Raw genomic sequence first — 16012 nt, 5'->3', positions numbered from 1 at the left:
GGCGCCGAGCCGCAGGCAGTACAGTAGTGCGACAAGGCTCGGCAACGACGTATCAAGGGTTGTGTTAGCGACTCTTAGGACTGCAGCGCCTCGAGTGCGCATTCCTGCCAGTACATTGCCGCGGCAAAAAAACCTTCCCAGACGCAGCCATTGCAGCCCCGGCCGCAGCAGGTGGTGGGCGCGGCTGGGGGCTCGCGCAGGCTGATCTGGCGGGCGCTGGCGCTGGCCTGCAGCGCGGCAAAGCACTGGCGCGCCTCGCGCAGGCTGGCCAGCGGCTGGAGGCGGAGGACGGCAGCGTTCACTGCTCGGGACGGGGTGGCACGGCTTTGCGGCGCAGGCCAAAGCGCAGCACAAAAGCCGCGCCCAATACCAGGGAAAACCAACCCACTGCCGGGGCCTTGGCGAAAACTCCCTGCACAATATCGCCCTGAGCGACATAGGGCGAGACCACAATCACCAGCCCTATCAAGACCAAGATGATGCCTTTGATGAGCAGGTCCTGATCGGATTTGCGCTGCGCATCCCACTGGCGTTGAGATAAAGAAGACATGGCAGCATTATCCGGCACAGCACGCCTGCCTGCCATTCCCCCCGAAAGCAAGAGTATGAGTATCCAATGGTTCCCCGGGCATATGCACCTGACGCGCAAGCTGATTGCCGAGCGCATCAAAGACATCGATGTGGTCATCGAGGTGCTCGATGCACGCATGCCTGGATCGAGTGCCAACCCGGCGCTGACGGAGCTGACCGGCCACAAGCCCACGCTCAAGATCATCAACAAGCAGGACATGGCCGATGCCAGCCGCACGGCGCTGTGGGTGGCCTGGTATGAGGCCCAGCACGAGACCAAGGCCCTGCCGCTCGATGCCAGCGAGCCGGCCCCGGCCAAGCGCCTGGTGGAAGCCTGTCGCCAGCTGGCACCCGGGCGCGGCGGCCTGGCCAAGCCCATGCGGGTGCTGATCTGCGGCGTGCCCAATGTGGGCAAGTCCACCCTGATCAACAGCATGAGCGGCAAAGGCCAGGCCAAGGCCGGCGACGAGGCCGGTGTGACCAAGGACGAGCAGCGCATTGTGCTGGCCGATGATTTCTACCTCTGGGACACGCCCGGCATGCTCTGGCCCAAGATCATCGTGCCCGAGTCGGGCTACAACCTGGCGGCCTGCGGATCGGTGGGGCGCAATGCCTATGACGACGAGCTGGTGGCGCTGGAGCTGCTGCTGTACCTGCAAAAGCACTACCCGCGCCAGCTGGACGAGCGCTACAAGCTGGGGCTCGAAGATGCGGACATCGCTGCGCTGAGCGATGACGAGCTGCTGACCTTGATTGGCAAGAAGCGCGGCGCAGTGATGGGCGGCGGGCGCATCAACATGCAAAAGGCCGCTGAGCTGCTGATCACCGACTTTCGCACCCAGATGCTGGGCCGCATCACCGTCGAGACGCCGGCAGAGTTTGAGCAATGGCGGGCGGCTGGCGAGGCGGCCGAGGCCTTGCAGCAAGCCAAGAAGGCAGAACACGCCAAACACCGCAAGGCAGGGCGCAAGCGCTACTGATCTGCGCGGCAGGCTCGCGCTGGCTGGGGCGCTGCTGGCAGGTTGCTGCCTTTTATGCGCACAAAGCCGCTCAAAAGCGGCCAAAGCCAGCGGTTGCTGTGGGCTTTTATGCAACAAGCGATATATGGTCCTTGCATTCTTGAGAAATAACCGCTATAGTTCACCCTTCGTCTTCTTATCGCTGCAGCAACGAATGACCTTCTGCAGCGCACCATTGGGAGTTTTTGCTATGTCCTGTTTCATGTTCAACCCTCTCCACTGAACACGGTTTCTGCCCCGGCTAAACCATGTTCATATGGTTTAGCCTTGGCCCAGATCGCCGCCTGCACCACTGCAGCCGGGATCGACAAAAGCCCTGGCTACTTCGCCGGGGCTTTTTGTTTCGGGGTTTTGCTGCGCCCGCCGTCAGGCCATAGGCGCGCCAGGCCCCTGAGGAACCGCACAGATGAGTGCAAAAACGGTTTCCCGTGCCTTTGAAGAGGGCCGGGTCAAGGCTTTGCGCCGCATGAAGCAACCTATTGCGTTGCTGATCGTGGCCGATTCCACTCCTTTCAACCCTGTTGCCAAAGCCATGGCCCAGCGGCGTCTGTCCGGCGCTGCGGGCAAGCACATTCGCAGCCAAGGCGCCCAGCGCCGTGCCGACCGGATGGCCTTGCAACAGATGACCCGCAAAGCCGACCATGGGGATTGAGCGGCTGCGCTGGATGAAAAGACAGCACAACATGAAAGAAATGAAAACCTCCCCGGAGCTATTGCTTCGCGTACAGATGCATGAGCGTCAGCAAAACCTGCAGGCCATTGCGGCCCAGCTGAAAACCGAATTGATCGGTATTGATGACGTGATTGACCGTGTGATGGGCGCCGTGCGCGCCTGGTACGTGATGCCCCAGCTCATTACCCGCCCTGTGATTGTGTGCCTGTGGGGATTGACAGGCACGGGCAAGACCCAGCTGACGCGCCGCCTGGCGCAGCTGCTGGGTTTTTATGATCGCTTTGTCGAAGTCCAGATGGACGGCTTCAGCCAGAACGGTGACAGCTATGGCGCATCGACCATCTCCGGCACGCTCGAGAGTGCGGGGCTGGTGGAAGGCGCGCCCGGCATCCTGGTGCTCGATGAGTTCCAGCGTTACCGCACCGTGAGCAGCCGGGGCGATGACAGCAAGGTCGAGCGCTTCCAGGATGTCTGGGCCTTGTTATCGGATGGCAAGCTGCCGCCTGCCTTGTCGGAGCTGCACAGCATCGAGCGCAAGCTGGCGGACGCGCTCTATGACGCCGAGCGGGCCGAAGAAGACGACGCGCAGGAGCGGCGTAAAAAGCAGCAGATGCGCTACAAGATCGATGCCTGGGACGCGCAGGCACTCAAGCGCAGCTTGAAGCTCGATGCGCCCTTGCTGGACATCATGCAGTGGAGCAATGACTACATTCACCAGCTGCTGCTCCAGTTTCGCAGCTCCCAGCAATCCTGGGAGACCGATTACAGCCGGCTGCTGGTCTTTGTCTGTGGCAATCTCGACGAGATGTACACGGAGACGGCCAGCCGCGTCGAGGACTGCGACACCGATGCCGACATTTTCCACCGGCTCACAAGCCGCCTGTCGCTGATCGATGTCAAGCGCGCCTTGGCCGAGCGCTTCAAGCCCGAGCAGATTGCCCGGCTGGGCAACCAGCATGTGATCTACCCGTCGTTCAGCCGCTCGGCCTACGAGCAGCTGATTGCGACGACGGTGCAGCACTATGTGCAGGGGCTTGAAGCCAATTGCGGTCTGCGCTTTGTCATCGGCAGCGATGTGCTCGCGCAGATCTACCAGAACGCGGTGTTCCCCACTCAGGGCACGCGGCCGCTGTTCTCGTCGGTGCACACGATCTTGTCGAGTGCGTTGGTCGATGCAGCGCTGTGGGCGCTGGAGCAGGGCGCGCAGGCCGGCCAGCCATTGCAGGTGCAGATGGCCGCTGGCGCGGCGCAGCTGCAGGTGCAACTGCCACTGCCAGGTGCGCCAGAGGTGATGCAGCAGTGCTTTGCGGTTCCGCTGGATCTGAACAAGGTCAAGCAGCGCACCAGCGCGGATTTTCGCGCGCTGCTGGCGGTGCATGAGGCCGGGCACGGCCTGGTCTATGCGCTGCTGTTTGGCCGCACGCCGCAGGAGCTCAAGATCAATATTGCGACTTTCGAAGGCGGCTACAACAGCTTTACCGAGCTGCAGGCGACATCGCGGCGCAATATGCTGGACATGGTCTGCGTGGGCCTGGCCGGCCGCGCGGCCGAGCGCCATGTGTTTGGCCAGGAAGCCTGTACCACCGGCGCCGAGCAGGATATCCGGCAGGCCACGGCGGATGCGGCGCGCTACCTGCGCCACCTGGGCTTTGGTGCGCGTCTGTCGCGCACCGATGTGGCCCAGGAGCCTGGCGACAACACCAATACCGAGGTGGGGCCCAGCAATGCCGGTATCGAAGCCTTGCTGCAAGCGCAGATGCTGCGTGCGCAGGACCTGCTGGTGCAGCACAACGCCTTGCTGATGGCGATGACCGCCTTGCTGCTGCGCGAGGGTCTGATCAGCCCGGCCGCAATGGCGCAGCTGTGTGCCGAGCATGGCCAGGTGGTGCAGGCCAGTGCGGCGCAGATCCCGGATGCGGCTGAACAAAAATGGGTGCTGGAGCCCTATGCCGATATGCTGGCCAAGCACGACCAGCGCCCGCGCATGGCCTGAGTGCGCGAGCTGTTCAGCTACTTTTTACGCCGCCTGTTGCAAAACAGGCGGCGTTTTTTTATGGGCGCGGATGGCGCCCATTACAGCTACTGAGCCTTGGCGGGCGTGCTTGCAGGCACTGCGCTGCTGGCAGCGGCTGCAGCCTCTGCGCCCTTGCCGGTCAGCTGCCGCACCGTAAAGCCCTGCTTTTGCAGCAATTGCAGCAGGTTGTTGTCGCCCACCATGTGCAGCAGGCCCACGGCGATGAAAAGCTGCGGTTGGGCCGCCATCATGGCCGGCAGCCGCTCGGCCATGCGCTGGTTGCGCGTATCGAGCAGGGCCGCTTGCATGCCCACATCGCCCAGGCATTGGCAGGTCTGCATCAGCTGCTCCAGCGCAGCCAGGTCACCGCTTTCCCAATACTCGGCCAATTTCTGGGCGACCTGGCGGTTCTTGCCGCTGTCGATGTCGTCGAGCGCCTTGCGGATGTCGTCGGGTGTGGCCAGCTGCGCGGGCACACCATCGCCACCCAGGCCCATGGCCAGCAGCTGCTCCTGCGCCGTCTCGATGGCCTGCACCGGTTTGCCCACCGCATGGGCCATGGCCGCCAGGTTCAGGTCGATGCCGTAGGCCGGGTGGTAGCCGCTGCGTGCCATGTCCTGCATACCGAGCGCGATCAGGCGGGCCAGGGTGGCGGCATTGGTTTGCCAGGTGCTCTGGTCCACACAGGATTCAAAGGCCATGCGACCCATGCGTGTCTGCAGCTCGGGGTTTTGGCGCATGACCAGCTTTTGCCGGTCATTGTCTTCGCGCATCGCCTGGGTCAAGGCCTGCAAGGTGGCGGGGTCCACCGGGTCGAGCTCCAGCGCAATGGCGGGGGCCCCGCGCAGCGCTTGTGCGGTGCGCGGTCCGGGAAAGATCCAGGGCAGCTGGCCCACATGGATGCTGCCCCAGAGATAGGCGACCGTATCGCCTTTGCGCAGTTGCCACAGCACGCCCCGGTCCGGATGCGGCTTGCGCGATTCCGCCTGGTAGACCGCCGGATCTTTGACGGCTGGGGCCGGGCAGGAGGGGTTATCCGCTGGTGCCAGCTGCGGTGCTGGCGCGGCTGCAGGCGTGCGTGCCTGGGCCGCATGGCCGCCAGCGAGCAAGGCCAGGCCCAGCAGCAGCTGTGGCAGCAGGCGCAGGCCGCGTGCGGGGTGGTGGGGGAGAAGCGAGAGGGGTGCTGAATGCTGCAAAACGGGCTCCAGATCATGGCCGCAAGGCTTGCGGTGATGCGAGCCCTTGCGGCGATTAACGCTTAGCGCTGTGCCTGGGTCGCAAACCAGCGGCGTGCCAGGCGATCCCAGAACTTGGCGCCCAGGGCGATATTGTTGTCGTTGAAATCATAGCCCGGGTTGTGCAAGCCAACGCCGGGCTGGCCATCGGAGCCGTTGCCGATCCAGCCATAGGCACCGGGTACTTCTTCGAGCATGAAGCCAAAGTCCTCGGCTGTCATCGCCGGCAGCACATCGGTGTGGGCGTTGGTGTTGCCAACCATCTCGCGCATCACCTCGCCCATGAACAGCGCCTCCTTGCGGTGGTTGGTCGTGTTGGGGTAACCGGGCTTGATGATCACTTCGGCGCTGGCAAAATGCGCCTCGGCGATGTGGCCGGAGACCCGGTGCAGGCCGTCGATCAGGAACTGCTGCGAGGCCAGCGTCAGGTTGCGGCAGGTGCCGTAGATACGGGCCTCATCCGGGATGATGTTCTCCACCGTGCCCGACTCGATCTTGCCCACGGTCAGCACCGCAGCATCCAAGGGATCAGTGCCGCGCGAGACCAGGGTCTGCAACTGGCCGACGATGGAGCAGGCCACCGGGATCGGGTCCACTGTCGTATGGGGCAGTGCCGCATGGCCGCCCCGGCCACGCACCACAATCTCAAAGCGCAGCGCAGCTGCCATGATGGGCCCCACGCGCACCCCCATCTGGCCCTGCGGCAGCGCGGGCCAGTTGTGCAATGCAAACACGGCCTGGCAGGGGAACTGGGTAAACAGCCCGTCCTGCATCATCGCGCGCGCGCCTGCGCCGCCTTCTTCACCGGGTTGAAAGATCAGGTGCACCGTGCCATCGAAATCACGCCGGCCAGCGAGCAGCTCAGCGGCCCCCATCACCATCGTCGTGTGGCCGTCGTGGCCGCAGGCATGCATGCGGCCCGGGTACTGGCTGATGTGGCCAAACTGGTTGGTTTCCTGCACCGGCAGCGCATCCATGTCGGCGCGGATACCGATGGCAGGCCCGGGGTTGGCGGCATCGCGCCCCTGGCCGTAAATGCTGGCCACAATGCCGGTGGTGCCCAGGCCCCGCACCATGGGGATGCCCAGCGCCGTCAGATAGGCCGCGATCTTGTCGGCGGTGCGGTTTTCTTCGTACTTCAGCTCCGGGTGCATGTGCAGATCGCGGCGAAATGCAGTGAGCTGGTTGATGTTGGGGGCGTTGTCTTGGTCGAGGTACATGGTTTCTCTCTCGTGTCGGTGCAGGCGGCCACTGACCGCCATGCCGGAACTGCAAGCCTACCATTGTCCTCCTGTCTGCCCGGAGTGTCTGCGCGACAGTGTCTGGCGGGAAGCTCTGGGCGGGAAGCTTCGGGCCGCCCCTTTATGCCGCGTCGGTGGCAGAGGCCACGGCGCCCGGATGCGACAATCTGCGGTCCGCCAGCAGGGCCGCCACATTGAGCAGGGCCAGCACCGTGCCAGCGATGCAGGCACCCGTCCAGCCGCCGTGGTGCCAGGCCCAGGCGCCGATGGCCGAGCCAGCCGATGCGCCGATAAAGTAGCCCGTCATATAGCAGGCGTTGATGCGCGAGCGCGCCTCGGGTGCCAGGCGGTAGATGACGTTCTGGTTGCAGATGTGGGTGCCTTGCAGCGCCAGCTCGATCACCAGCATGCCGACGATGAACAGGAACACCGAATGCTGGCTGTACCACAGCAGCGCCCAGTTGACGACCAGCAGCAGCACCGAGAAGGCGGTGGTCGGGCGCTCCAGGCCTTTGTCGACCAGGCGGCCCGCGGCATTGGCCATCAAGGCGCCGGCTACACCCGACAGGCCAATGAGGCCGATCGACGAATCGCTCAGGCCGTGCTCGGGGCCGCCGAGCATCAGGGCCATCGTCGAGAACAGCACACTGACCGATGCAAAGGCCAGGCCCCCCAGCAAGGTGCGGGTGCGCAGGCGGGGCTGGGTGCGTATCAAGGTGGCCATGCTGCCCAGCACCTGGCCATAAGGCAGGCGTGGGCCGCTGTGTGCCACCTTGGGCAGCACCCGGTAGAGGGCCAGCGCCACCAGCACCATCGCGATGCCGCCCGCCTTGTAGACCAGGCTCCATCCGCCCACGGCCGACAGGAGTCCGGCGACTGTGCGCGAGAGCAAAATGCCGGTGAGCAGGCCGCTCATCACCAGGCCGACGGCGCGGCCACTTGACTCACGCGGGGCCAGGCTGGCGGCCATCGGCACCAGCACCTGGGCCGCGACCGAGAAGAGACCCGTGACCAAGGTGCCCAGCACCAAGGCTGTGAACGGTGAGGGCATCAGGCCGGCAAAGCCGCTGACCAGCAGGCCGATCGCCGCGAGCAGCATCAGGCCCACGGTCAGTTTGCGGCGCTCGAGCATATCGCCCAGCGGCACCAGAAACAGCAGGCCAATCGCATACGACACCTGCGCGCAGGTGACCAGAATGCCGGCCGTGCTCTCGCTCACCTGCAGCGCATGGGCGATGGAGTTGAGCAGCGGTTGGTTGAAGTAATTGGCGCCGGCGCAGAGGCCGCAGGCTGTGGCCATCAGCAGCAAGACGGCAGGGCTGAGCGTTGCAGCAGGCGCTGCCGAGGAGGGTGCGGCGGCAGAGGTTGTTGTTTGTTTATTTTTCACGGGGCGAGTGTGCGCGCATCCGAAAAACAATGTGCACCCTTGGTCTTGGCGCAGCTGCTAGGCTTGCCGCGACCAGGCCGGGTTGCGCAGCAGCGCCTGCCATTGCTGCAGGCTGGGGTGCGATTGCGGCACGGACATGCCCGCTGTGGGTTCTGTGTGCCGGAACTGCAGCCCACTTTCAATATGCAAGGGTGCCTGCGTATAGGGGTGCTGCAGCGACAGCGACCAGGCATGCAGCCACAGCCGCTGCAGGCCCAGACGCTCGGCCCACCAACGGTTCAATGGGCCCTTGCCATGCGTGGCATCGCCAATGATGGGGTGGGCGATGTGCTTGAGGTGGCGGCGGATCTGGTGGCGGCGCCCGGTGTGGGGTGTCGCCTGGACCAAGGACAGCCGCGTGCCGGCAAAGCGGCTGTCATAGGCCTCGGCGTGTTCCAGCCTCGCCAGGCGCGCAAAGCGGGTCCGGGCCGGCTGGGCGGGCGCGTCCTCAGGCGCATCATCGGGGCGCAGTGCATGGTCGACCTCCGCTTGCAGCGGCGCCCAGCCGCGCACCATCGCCAGGTAGCGCTTGTCGATCTGGTGGTTCTCAAACTGGCTGCGCGTGCGGCTGGCGGCCTCGGCATGCAGCGCCAGCAGCAGCACGCCGCAGGTGCCCTTGTCGAGCCGGTGCAGCGGAAACACATGCTGGCCGATCTGGTCGCGCAAGGTCTGCACGATAAAGCGCGTCTCGCCTGCGTCCAGGCCCGTGCGGTGCACCAGCCAGCCGGCAGGTTTGTAGATGGCCACCAGGTGCTCGTCGCGCCACAGCAGGGGCAGGGGGCAGTCCTGCGCATGGGTATGCGCAACAGCAGGGTCGATGGCGAAAGACATGGGTGGGCGGGCTGGTGAAACGATGTTGCAGGCGTGATCAGCTATGGATTTTATAGTGGCCGTGCCTCAAGACCTCTTGGACCACAGCCCAAACAACAGCATGCCCGCCAGCATCGCCGCACTGAAGATCGCCGCCGAGCCCATGCCCGCCGCCGTGCCCAGCAGTGCCGGGCCTGGGCAGTAGCCGGCCAGGCCCCAGCCGATGCCAAATAGCGCCGAGCCGATCAGCAGCGGTGCATCAACCGCTTGGCGTGCAGGCAGCTGCATGGGCTCGCCCAGCAGGCTGCGGCTGCGCCGGCGCGCCAGTGCAAAACCGGGCAGACCCAGCGCTATCGCGCCGCCCATCACCAGCGCCAGCGACGGGTCCCAGGGGCCTGCCAGATCGAGAAAAGCCAGCACCTTCTGCGGATCGGCCATGCCGGACACCAGCAGGCCCAGGCCAAAGACCAGGCCTGCAAGGGCCGCGATCAGGATAGTCATCATGCTCTCCTTATAGAAGGTGGCGCACTACAAACACCGTCGCGAAACCGGTGGCCATAAAGACCAGGGTGGCCACCAGGGAGCGCAGCGACAGGCGGGAGAGCCCGCAGACCCCATGCCCACTGGTGCAGCCCGAACCCAGGCGCGTGCCTATGCCCACAAGCAGGCCGGCCAGCACCAGCAGTGGCCAGGCTGCAGAGCTGCTGGCCGCTGGCAAGGGCGCAAACCACTGGTAAATCCATGGGGCTGCCAGCAGGCCAAGCACAAATGCCAATCGCCAGGCGCCGCGCTGCAGGCGTGGCGGCAGCAGTGCGGCCACGATGCCGCTGATGCCCGCAATACGGCCATTGAACAGCACCAGTAGCACGGCAGCCAGACCAATCAAGGCACCGCCTGCGAGGGCGGCCAGGGGCGTAAAGGCAGACAGATCGAGCGACATGGGCGACTTCCTTGACGTGAACGATGCGGTGGGGTTTCAGGCTGCCGGGCAGTACTGGGCGTACAGCGTCTGCAACAGCGCCAGCAGGCGCGCATCGGCCACCTGGTAGAAGATGTTCTTGCCCTCGCGCCGGGTGCTGACCGCGTTTTCGCGCCGCAACACGGCGAGCTGCTGCGACAAGGTGGGCTGCGCAATGCCCAGCTGCGCCTCCATATCGCTGACGCAGCATTCGCCTTGGCTCAGGAGGCAGAGCAGCAGCAAGCGGTCCTCATTGCCCAGAAGCTTGAGGGCAGAGACGGCATGGTGCGCTGCCTCGCGCATGGCGTCGGGCGAAGGGGAGGCCTTGGTTTTTGCAGACATGGGAAGAAGGCTTGGACGCAGCAGGCTTGCCGAAAAGGAGGATTTTTATTATATTAAAAGATATATTGTTTTATGTGAATGTGTTTTGACCATGCGCTCTGCCCCTTCTTTTGGCGTTCAGGCATTTTTTGACGAGGTGACCGGCACCGTCAGCTATGTGCTGCACGATGTGGCCAGCCGCGAGGCGGCAGTCATCGACCCGGTCTGGGACTTTGATGCCAAGAGCGGCCGCACCAGTACCGCATCGGCCCAGCGCATCGCTGATTACCTGGATGCCGAGCGGCTGACGCTGCGCTGGGTGCTGGAGACCCATGCCCATGCAGACCACCTGTCTGCGGCCCAGTGGCTGCGCAGGCAGATGCCCGCAGGCGCGGTGCGCATTGCCGCGCCGGTGGTGATTGGCCAGCAGATCACGCAGGTACAAAAAGTGTTTGGCGGCATCTACGGCATGGAGGGCTGCATCGCACCGCAAGGCGCAGACTTTGACTGCCTGCTGCGCGATGGCGATGTGCTGGCGCTGGGGGCCACTCGCATCCGCGCGCTGGGTGTGCCCGGCCACACGCCGGCGGACCTGGCCTATGCGGTGGAAGAGGGCGGTGCTGCGGCAGGCGCAGTGGCCGCCATTTTTGTCGGCGACACCTTGTTCATGCCCGATGTGGGCACAGCGCGCTGTGATTTCCCTGGCGGCGATGCCCATGCGCTCTACCGCTCGATTGGCCGGCTACTGGCGCACCCGCCAGAGACGCTGCTCTATGTCTGTCACGATTACCCGCCAGCCGGCCGCGCTGCCGCTTGGTGCAGCACGGTGGCCGAGCAGCGTGCGCACAACATCCATGTGCACGAGGGTGTGGACGAGGCCGCTTTTGTCGCGATGCGCGAGGCGCGCGATGCAACGCTGGCGATGCCGCAGCTGATGCTGCCCTCGGTGCAGGTCAATATCCGCGCCGGGCGCCTGCCCGATGCCGATGCGCAGGGCCGGCGTTTTCTCAAGCTGCCAGTCGATGCGCTCTGAGGGAGCGTTGAGGTTTGGTCTTAGAGCCGGTAACACGACCCAGCGAATCGAAGGTTTGCGGTTGAGACTAGGCGTCAAGCCGCAGGCAGTACAGGCGTACGACAAGGCTTGGCGCAGCCGGCGAGGCTACGACGTATCAAGGGTTGTGTTGGCGGCTCTTAGCGGCCCGCAGACTGGTGCTGCGCGTCTTCGAAGCGGTTCACTTTCCACAGGCTGGGGAAGAGCCGCGTCCACAGCCCCACCACCAGGAGCGAGCACAGGCCGCCCGCCACCGCTGCGGGAACTGCGCCCAGCAGGGCAGCGCTGCTGCCAGCGCGGAATTCACCCAGCTCATTGGACGAGCCGATAAACAGCATGTTGACGGCATTGACGCGGCCGCGCATGTTGTCGGGCGTGGCAAATTGCAGCAGCGATCCGCGTACATAGACACTGACCATGTCGGCCGCGCCAGCGACGGCCAGCGCCAGGCAGGACAGCCACAGCCAGTGCGACAGCGAGAACACCAGGTTGGCAATGCCAAACACGGCCACGGCCAGCATCATGCGCCGGCCCACCTGGGTGCCAAAGGGGCGGCTGCTGAGGTAGAGGCCGGCGCAGACTTCGCCCATCGCCATGGCGCTGCGCAGCAGGCCCAGGCCTTCGGGTCCGGTGTGCAGCACCTCATGGGCGTAGATGGGCAGCAGCGCCACCACGCCGCCCAGCAGCACGGCAAACAGATCGAGCGAGATGGTGCCCAGCACCATGGGGCGGCCAAAGATAAAGCGGATGCCCGCGCCAAAGCGCTGCCAGATCGTGTCGCGCGCGGCGCCTGGCTCGGCAGCGGCCTTGGGCGCCGCATACAGCACCTGGACGCGCAGCAGTAGCGCGGTGCCAATTGCAAAGGCCAGCATGCAGACCGCATAGGTCCACACGGCCCCGCCAGCGGCGTACAAAAAGCCGCCCAGCATCGGCGCGCCAATGGCCGAGCAGCGCATTACCACGCTGTTGGTGGCAATGGCCTTGGGCAGCAGCGCCATCGGCACCAGCTGCGGCAGCAGGCTTTGCAGCGATGGGCCCGAGAAGGCGCGCGTGGCGCCATACAGCACCAGCACCGCATAGATGCCTGCGACCCCGGCATGGCCATGGCCCGACAGCCACAGCAGCAGCGCGCTGCAGACACTGCCCAGCGCCCAGCTGGTGGCCAGCACCTTCTTGCGTGGCAGCCGGTCGATCAGCTCGCCGGCAGGCAGCAGCAGCAGGAGCATCGGGATGAACTGCGCCAGGCCGACAAAGGCCAGCGCCATGGGGTTGCGCGTCAAGTCATAGACCTGCCAGGCGACGACCACGGCCTGGATCTGGGTGGCACCCACGGCAAAGACGCGCGCGATCAGAAAAACGAGAAAGCCGCTGTGCTGGTCGCGCAGCAGCGGCGGAGGGGCGGAGTGGGTGGTCGCTGGCATGGGGTGGGGCGCAGCCTGCGCTGGTGCAGCTGCTGCAACCGCAATATGGTTGTAGGTGTTTGTGGCGCCATTCTGCCATGCCTGCTCAACTCTTATATAAGAGTTGGGCTTATCCATGCGGCAAGCAGGGCATGCCCAAAAGCGGGGCATGTGCGCAACGGCGCTGCGATGCGCGCATTGCGCCAATGCGGGCTGCAAAAACCAAACCCCCTGTCACCGCTGTGGGGCGACTGGGGGTTGGTGATGTGGATGTAGCTTGAGGCCTCTAACTGGCAATAGCTGCGAGCTGCCAGACCTCAATGTCAGCTGAGTAAGCGGGCGCTGTCAGCAGCACCCGCCGGGGCCATCAAGGGGCCTTGGCGGTCTCGACCGTCAAGTCCAGTACATAGGCGTAGCGCGACGCGTCCGCTGGCGGATTGGCAATGGTGTAGCGCTTCACGCGCAGCACATTGCTGTAGCCGGGTTCGTGCTGGTAGCCTTCGATATTGCCGTAGAAATGCTGCCAGTCGCCGGCCACGGTCTTGCGGCCGTTGCTGTCATAGCGCAGCTCACGCACCTGCAGGCATTGCACGCCCTTGGCCACGCCGTGGCTGCAAGGCTTGGTCTGGGGGGCCACTTCATAGAACATGGTCTCCCCGGCGCTGCCGTACTTGGTGGCGTTGGTGGGCACCGACTTCAGCAGCCAGCGGCTGCCATCGTTGAACTGCAAGGTCAGGCGCGGGGCGTTGCTGTCCTGCGTGATGCGCAGGCTCTCGGCGCGTGTGATCTGTGCGCTCACTGCCTGCTCGAGCTGCATCAGTGGGGGCTCACACGCCATCATCGTGCCAATCGGGTTGGTGATGCTGATCTTGTCGCCATCGAGCTGGTAGCCCGCGCCCATCACATTGCAGAGGTTGCCGATGCTCACGCGGTGTGCTGTCTTGGCATCGCCGCTGAAGCCCAGGCGCAGCACCTTCTTGGGGGCCAGTGCGGTGAAGGCGGGCAGCGGACGGCCGGACTGGTCTTCGGCGCGCTCCAGGTCCCAGTGGTAGGACTGCAAGGTCTTGTCGGTGGCAGATACGTTCATGGCGGGTGCGGTGCTGCCTGTGGCAGGTGCTGCAGGGGTGGACGATGGGGTGCTGCTGCAGGCGGCCAGGGCCATCGCAGCGGCTGCGCTGAGGCTCATCAGTTTCCAACGTTGCATATGAAGTTTTTCCTTGTTCGAGGCAGCGCACAGGCGCGCGCTGCGGTGGGTGAAAGCAAACTTAGCTTGCCATCCTAGGGGCTGCCGGCCGGCGCTGGTGTAGGCCAAGCTTGGTGCTTGGCAGCCCGCTCCATGGCCGCTGCCGCAGCAGCGTTTGCCTAAAACTTAGGCGCATGAAAATTGTTGAAGCAAGTCAAAGGCTTGCCATCTTGTCCAGAGCCTTGTCCACATGCTGACCCACAGATATCTGGGATAACCACAGGCGCGCTATCAGGCGGTGAGGAAGAGGGCCGGGTCGACCATGCTGCGGTTGAGCATCACGCCCCAATGCAGGTGCGGGCCTGTGACCCGGCCGGTCGCGCCGACCTTGCCGATCACTTCGCCAGCGCGCACGCTCTGGCCCACCGTGACCTGGGTCGCGCTCAGGTGGCAGTACATCGTCAGAAAGCCGCCACCATGGTCCATCCAGATGGTGTGGCCGTTGAAGAAGTAGTCACCCACATCGATGATCTTGCCATCGACCGGTGCCTTGACGGGCGTGCCGGTGGCTGCGGCGATGTCCATGCCGCTGTGCGGATTGCGCGACTGGCCATTGAAGACGCGGCGCAACCCGAAGGAGCTCGAGCGCCGGCCGGGCACCGGCACGGGCAGCTGCATCTGCGCGGGCAGCGGCGTGCTGAAGGTGGCCATCACTGTTTGTTGGTGGTAACGTTCGCGTTCATAGCGGACATTGTCGGCGGCAGACAGATCGACCGTCTTGGGGGCGACCTTGAGGCGCTGCTCGCTGTACTTCTTGTCGCGCACCGTGTAGGGGATACTGCGTGGGCCGCTGGCCGTATGCAGCCGGATCTCTGCGGCGCCGGTGGGGGCCGACAGCGGTATGCCGACCAGCGCTGTCCATTCGATGGCGTCACCCAGCACCAGCAGCGGTATATCGCCCGCAAAGGCCTGGGGCCGCTCGGCCGCCGGGCCCAGCGACAGGCGCGCTACGCCACCGGGAACGCGCGCGTCAGCGGGCCAGCCATCGGTGGCCGCTGCCTGCGCGCCGTGCAGCCAGGGCAGCAGCAAAAGGCCGCTGCCAGCTTGCAGCAAAAGGCGGCGCTGCAGGCCTGGGGAGTCGGTTGGGCGGGCAGGGTCTGGCATGGACATGGGGGTTGGGCAGGGAGGTTGAATGTGCTTTTAAAAGCATAGCGCGTTGTGCTTTTCCATCCTGGGTAAATGCCGCGCATAATATGCAAAATTTGGTAAACCAGTGCAGCGCTGCTGGTGCTGGGGAACGCGGCTGGTAGCATGCCTCTTTGCCCCCTGTGCCGGGCGTGCTATACAGGCGTTGGCTGACATGCTGCGCCGGCCATATCCATTACAGTGGTGCGGCTGGGCCTGCATCTCTGTCATCCAGGTCATCATGTTGTTTCGGGAGTTCGTTTCGTTCATGTTGGGCAAGCATTCAGATCTATTTTTACTGGCTGCATCCACCCGCTGCACACCGCATCGCTCATGGGCGGGTTGGTCCTTGGTGGCGGCCTTGGCGCTGTCTGTATCGGGTTGCGGCAGCCTGGACCGCGAGGCCGACAGCCACCGCTACAACGTTGTGGCCCATGAGACCTTTGGATCGTCTGCCACCTATTCACGCCTGTTTGATGCGCCGCCGGAGCGCGCTTGCGAGGCCGCACGCCGCGCGCTGTTGAGCCAGGGTTATCTGATCAACGTCTCCAAGGGCAAAGAGGTCGAAGGCCAAAAGAGCTTCCAGCCAGCGACGGACAACCACCAGATCATCACCATCCGCGTGGTCTGCGCTGCCGACAGCAAGGACGGCAAGGTGACCCTGGGCTTTGTGTCCGCACTCAAGGACACCTACAACCTCAAGAAGAGCAGCAACTCGGCCAGTGTCGGTGTGGGCGCTTTGGGCTCGCTGTCGCTGCCGTTTTCTGCCGGCAATGATTCCATGGTCAAGGTGGGCAGCGAGACGGTGAGCTCGGCCACCTTCTACGACAGTTTCTTTGACCTGATCAAGTCCTACCTGCGCCAGGACGATGAACTGCGCCAGCAAAGCCTGACCGGCGACGAAGAGTTCGTCGAGTAAAGCGGCG

At 64.6% G+C, this 16012-nt stretch carries 17 protein-coding genes; 5 read left to right on the top strand and 12 right to left on the bottom strand.

The window, feature by feature from the left end; all coding sequences use genetic code 11:
- Positions 1-74: 74 nt before the first annotated feature.
- On the bottom strand, positions 75-302 hold the full coding sequence (locus F0Q04_RS18030; protein WP_182342738.1) for an oxidoreductase-like domain-containing protein: 228 nt from the start codon (positions 300-302) through the stop codon (positions 75-77).
- The gene (locus F0Q04_RS18025; RefSeq protein ID WP_021027316.1) at positions 299-550 is read right to left on the bottom strand and encodes a hypothetical protein; all 252 of its coding nucleotides are present in this window, start codon (positions 548-550) and stop codon (positions 299-301) included. The genes F0Q04_RS18030 and F0Q04_RS18025 overlap by 4 nt, the downstream gene beginning before the upstream one ends.
- Before the next feature lie 55 nt (positions 551-605).
- Here F0Q04_RS18025 and ylqF point away from each other — a divergent pair, with 55 nt between their 5' ends.
- The 3 genes from ylqF to F0Q04_RS18010 all read left to right on the top strand — a co-directional run bounded on the left by ylqF (position 606) and on the right by F0Q04_RS18010 (position 4255).
- Positions 606-1550 carry a ribosome biogenesis GTPase YlqF gene (gene ylqF / locus F0Q04_RS18020; RefSeq protein WP_116924437.1) on the top strand — a complete coding sequence of 315 codons (945 nt, stop codon included), beginning with the start codon at positions 606-608 and terminating at the stop codon, positions 1548-1550.
- Positions 1551-1995: 445 nt separating this feature from the next.
- Positions 1996-2241: a hypothetical protein gene (locus F0Q04_RS18015; RefSeq protein WP_182342736.1), complete on the top strand. Its 246-nt coding sequence runs from the start codon at positions 1996-1998 to the stop codon at positions 2239-2241.
- A 40-nt stretch (positions 2242-2281) separates the two neighbouring features.
- A complete protein-coding gene (locus F0Q04_RS18010; protein ID WP_182342734.1) occupies positions 2282-4255 on the top strand; it encodes an ATP-binding protein in 1974 nt (657 codons plus the stop codon).
- An 86-nt stretch (positions 4256-4341) separates the two neighbouring features.
- On the opposite strand, the gene F0Q04_RS18005 is transcribed toward F0Q04_RS18010, so the two are convergent.
- From F0Q04_RS18005 to F0Q04_RS17975, 7 genes are all read right to left on the bottom strand, one after another.
- The gene (locus tag F0Q04_RS18005) at positions 4342-5472 is read right to left on the bottom strand and encodes a TraB/GumN family protein (RefSeq protein WP_182342732.1); all 1131 of its coding nucleotides are present in this window, start codon (positions 5470-5472) and stop codon (positions 4342-4344) included.
- A 62-nt stretch (positions 5473-5534) separates the two neighbouring features.
- A complete protein-coding gene (locus F0Q04_RS18000; RefSeq protein ID WP_116924435.1) occupies positions 5535-6731 on the bottom strand; it encodes a M20 aminoacylase family protein in 1197 nt (398 codons plus the stop codon).
- A gap of 142 nt (positions 6732-6873) precedes the next feature.
- Complete coding sequence (locus F0Q04_RS17995) at positions 6874-8139, bottom strand: MFS transporter (RefSeq protein WP_409935164.1); 1266 nt, start codon at positions 8137-8139, stop codon at positions 6874-6876.
- A gap of 57 nt (positions 8140-8196) precedes the next feature.
- The gene (locus F0Q04_RS17990; protein WP_182342729.1) at positions 8197-9009 is read right to left on the bottom strand and encodes a pseudouridine synthase; all 813 of its coding nucleotides are present in this window, start codon (positions 9007-9009) and stop codon (positions 8197-8199) included.
- 66 nt (positions 9010-9075) lie between these two features.
- Positions 9076-9489, bottom strand: a complete 414-nt coding sequence (locus F0Q04_RS17985; RefSeq protein ID WP_182342727.1) for a DUF6691 family protein — start codon at positions 9487-9489, stop codon at positions 9076-9078.
- Between the two features lie 10 nt (positions 9490-9499).
- Complete coding sequence (locus F0Q04_RS17980; RefSeq protein WP_182342725.1) at positions 9500-9928, bottom strand: YeeE/YedE family protein; 429 nt, start codon at positions 9926-9928, stop codon at positions 9500-9502.
- A gap of 36 nt (positions 9929-9964) precedes the next feature.
- On the bottom strand, positions 9965-10288 hold the full coding sequence (locus F0Q04_RS17975) for an ArsR/SmtB family transcription factor (RefSeq protein WP_116924431.1): 324 nt from the start codon (positions 10286-10288) through the stop codon (positions 9965-9967).
- A gap of 91 nt (positions 10289-10379) precedes the next feature.
- Between F0Q04_RS17975 and F0Q04_RS17970 the strand changes: the two genes are divergently transcribed.
- Entirely contained in the window at positions 10380-11300 is a 921-nt protein-coding gene (locus tag F0Q04_RS17970) for an MBL fold metallo-hydrolase (RefSeq protein ID WP_182342723.1), read from the top strand.
- 158 nt (positions 11301-11458) lie between these two features.
- Here F0Q04_RS17970 and F0Q04_RS17965 read toward each other — a convergent pair whose 3' ends face one another.
- The 3 genes from F0Q04_RS17965 to F0Q04_RS17955 all read right to left on the bottom strand — a co-directional run bounded on the left by F0Q04_RS17965 (position 11459) and on the right by F0Q04_RS17955 (position 15065).
- The gene (locus F0Q04_RS17965; protein WP_116924430.1) at positions 11459-12739 is read right to left on the bottom strand and encodes an MFS transporter; all 1281 of its coding nucleotides are present in this window, start codon (positions 12737-12739) and stop codon (positions 11459-11461) included.
- A gap of 346 nt (positions 12740-13085) precedes the next feature.
- Positions 13086-13922, bottom strand: coding sequence for an META and DUF4377 domain-containing protein (locus F0Q04_RS17960; RefSeq protein WP_182342722.1), 837 nt, complete (start codon positions 13920-13922; stop codon positions 13086-13088).
- Between the two features lie 270 nt (positions 13923-14192).
- Positions 14193-15065, bottom strand: a complete 873-nt coding sequence (locus tag F0Q04_RS17955; protein WP_182345779.1) for a M23 family metallopeptidase — start codon at positions 15063-15065, stop codon at positions 14193-14195.
- Between the two features lie 382 nt (positions 15066-15447).
- On the opposite strand from F0Q04_RS17955, the gene F0Q04_RS17950 reads away from it, so the two are divergent.
- Positions 15448-16005, top strand: a complete 558-nt coding sequence (locus tag F0Q04_RS17950; RefSeq protein ID WP_312986736.1) for a DUF2242 domain-containing protein — start codon at positions 15448-15450, stop codon at positions 16003-16005.
- Positions 16006-16012: the final 7 nt, after the last annotated feature.

It is taken from the genome of Comamonas koreensis (genome assembly GCF_014076495.1).
Lineage (GTDB): Bacteria > Pseudomonadota > Gammaproteobacteria > Burkholderiales > Burkholderiaceae_C > Comamonas > Comamonas squillarum.
The sequence above is the reverse complement of the archived record's forward strand: the minus strand, read 5'-3'. Positions and strand labels throughout refer to the sequence as shown.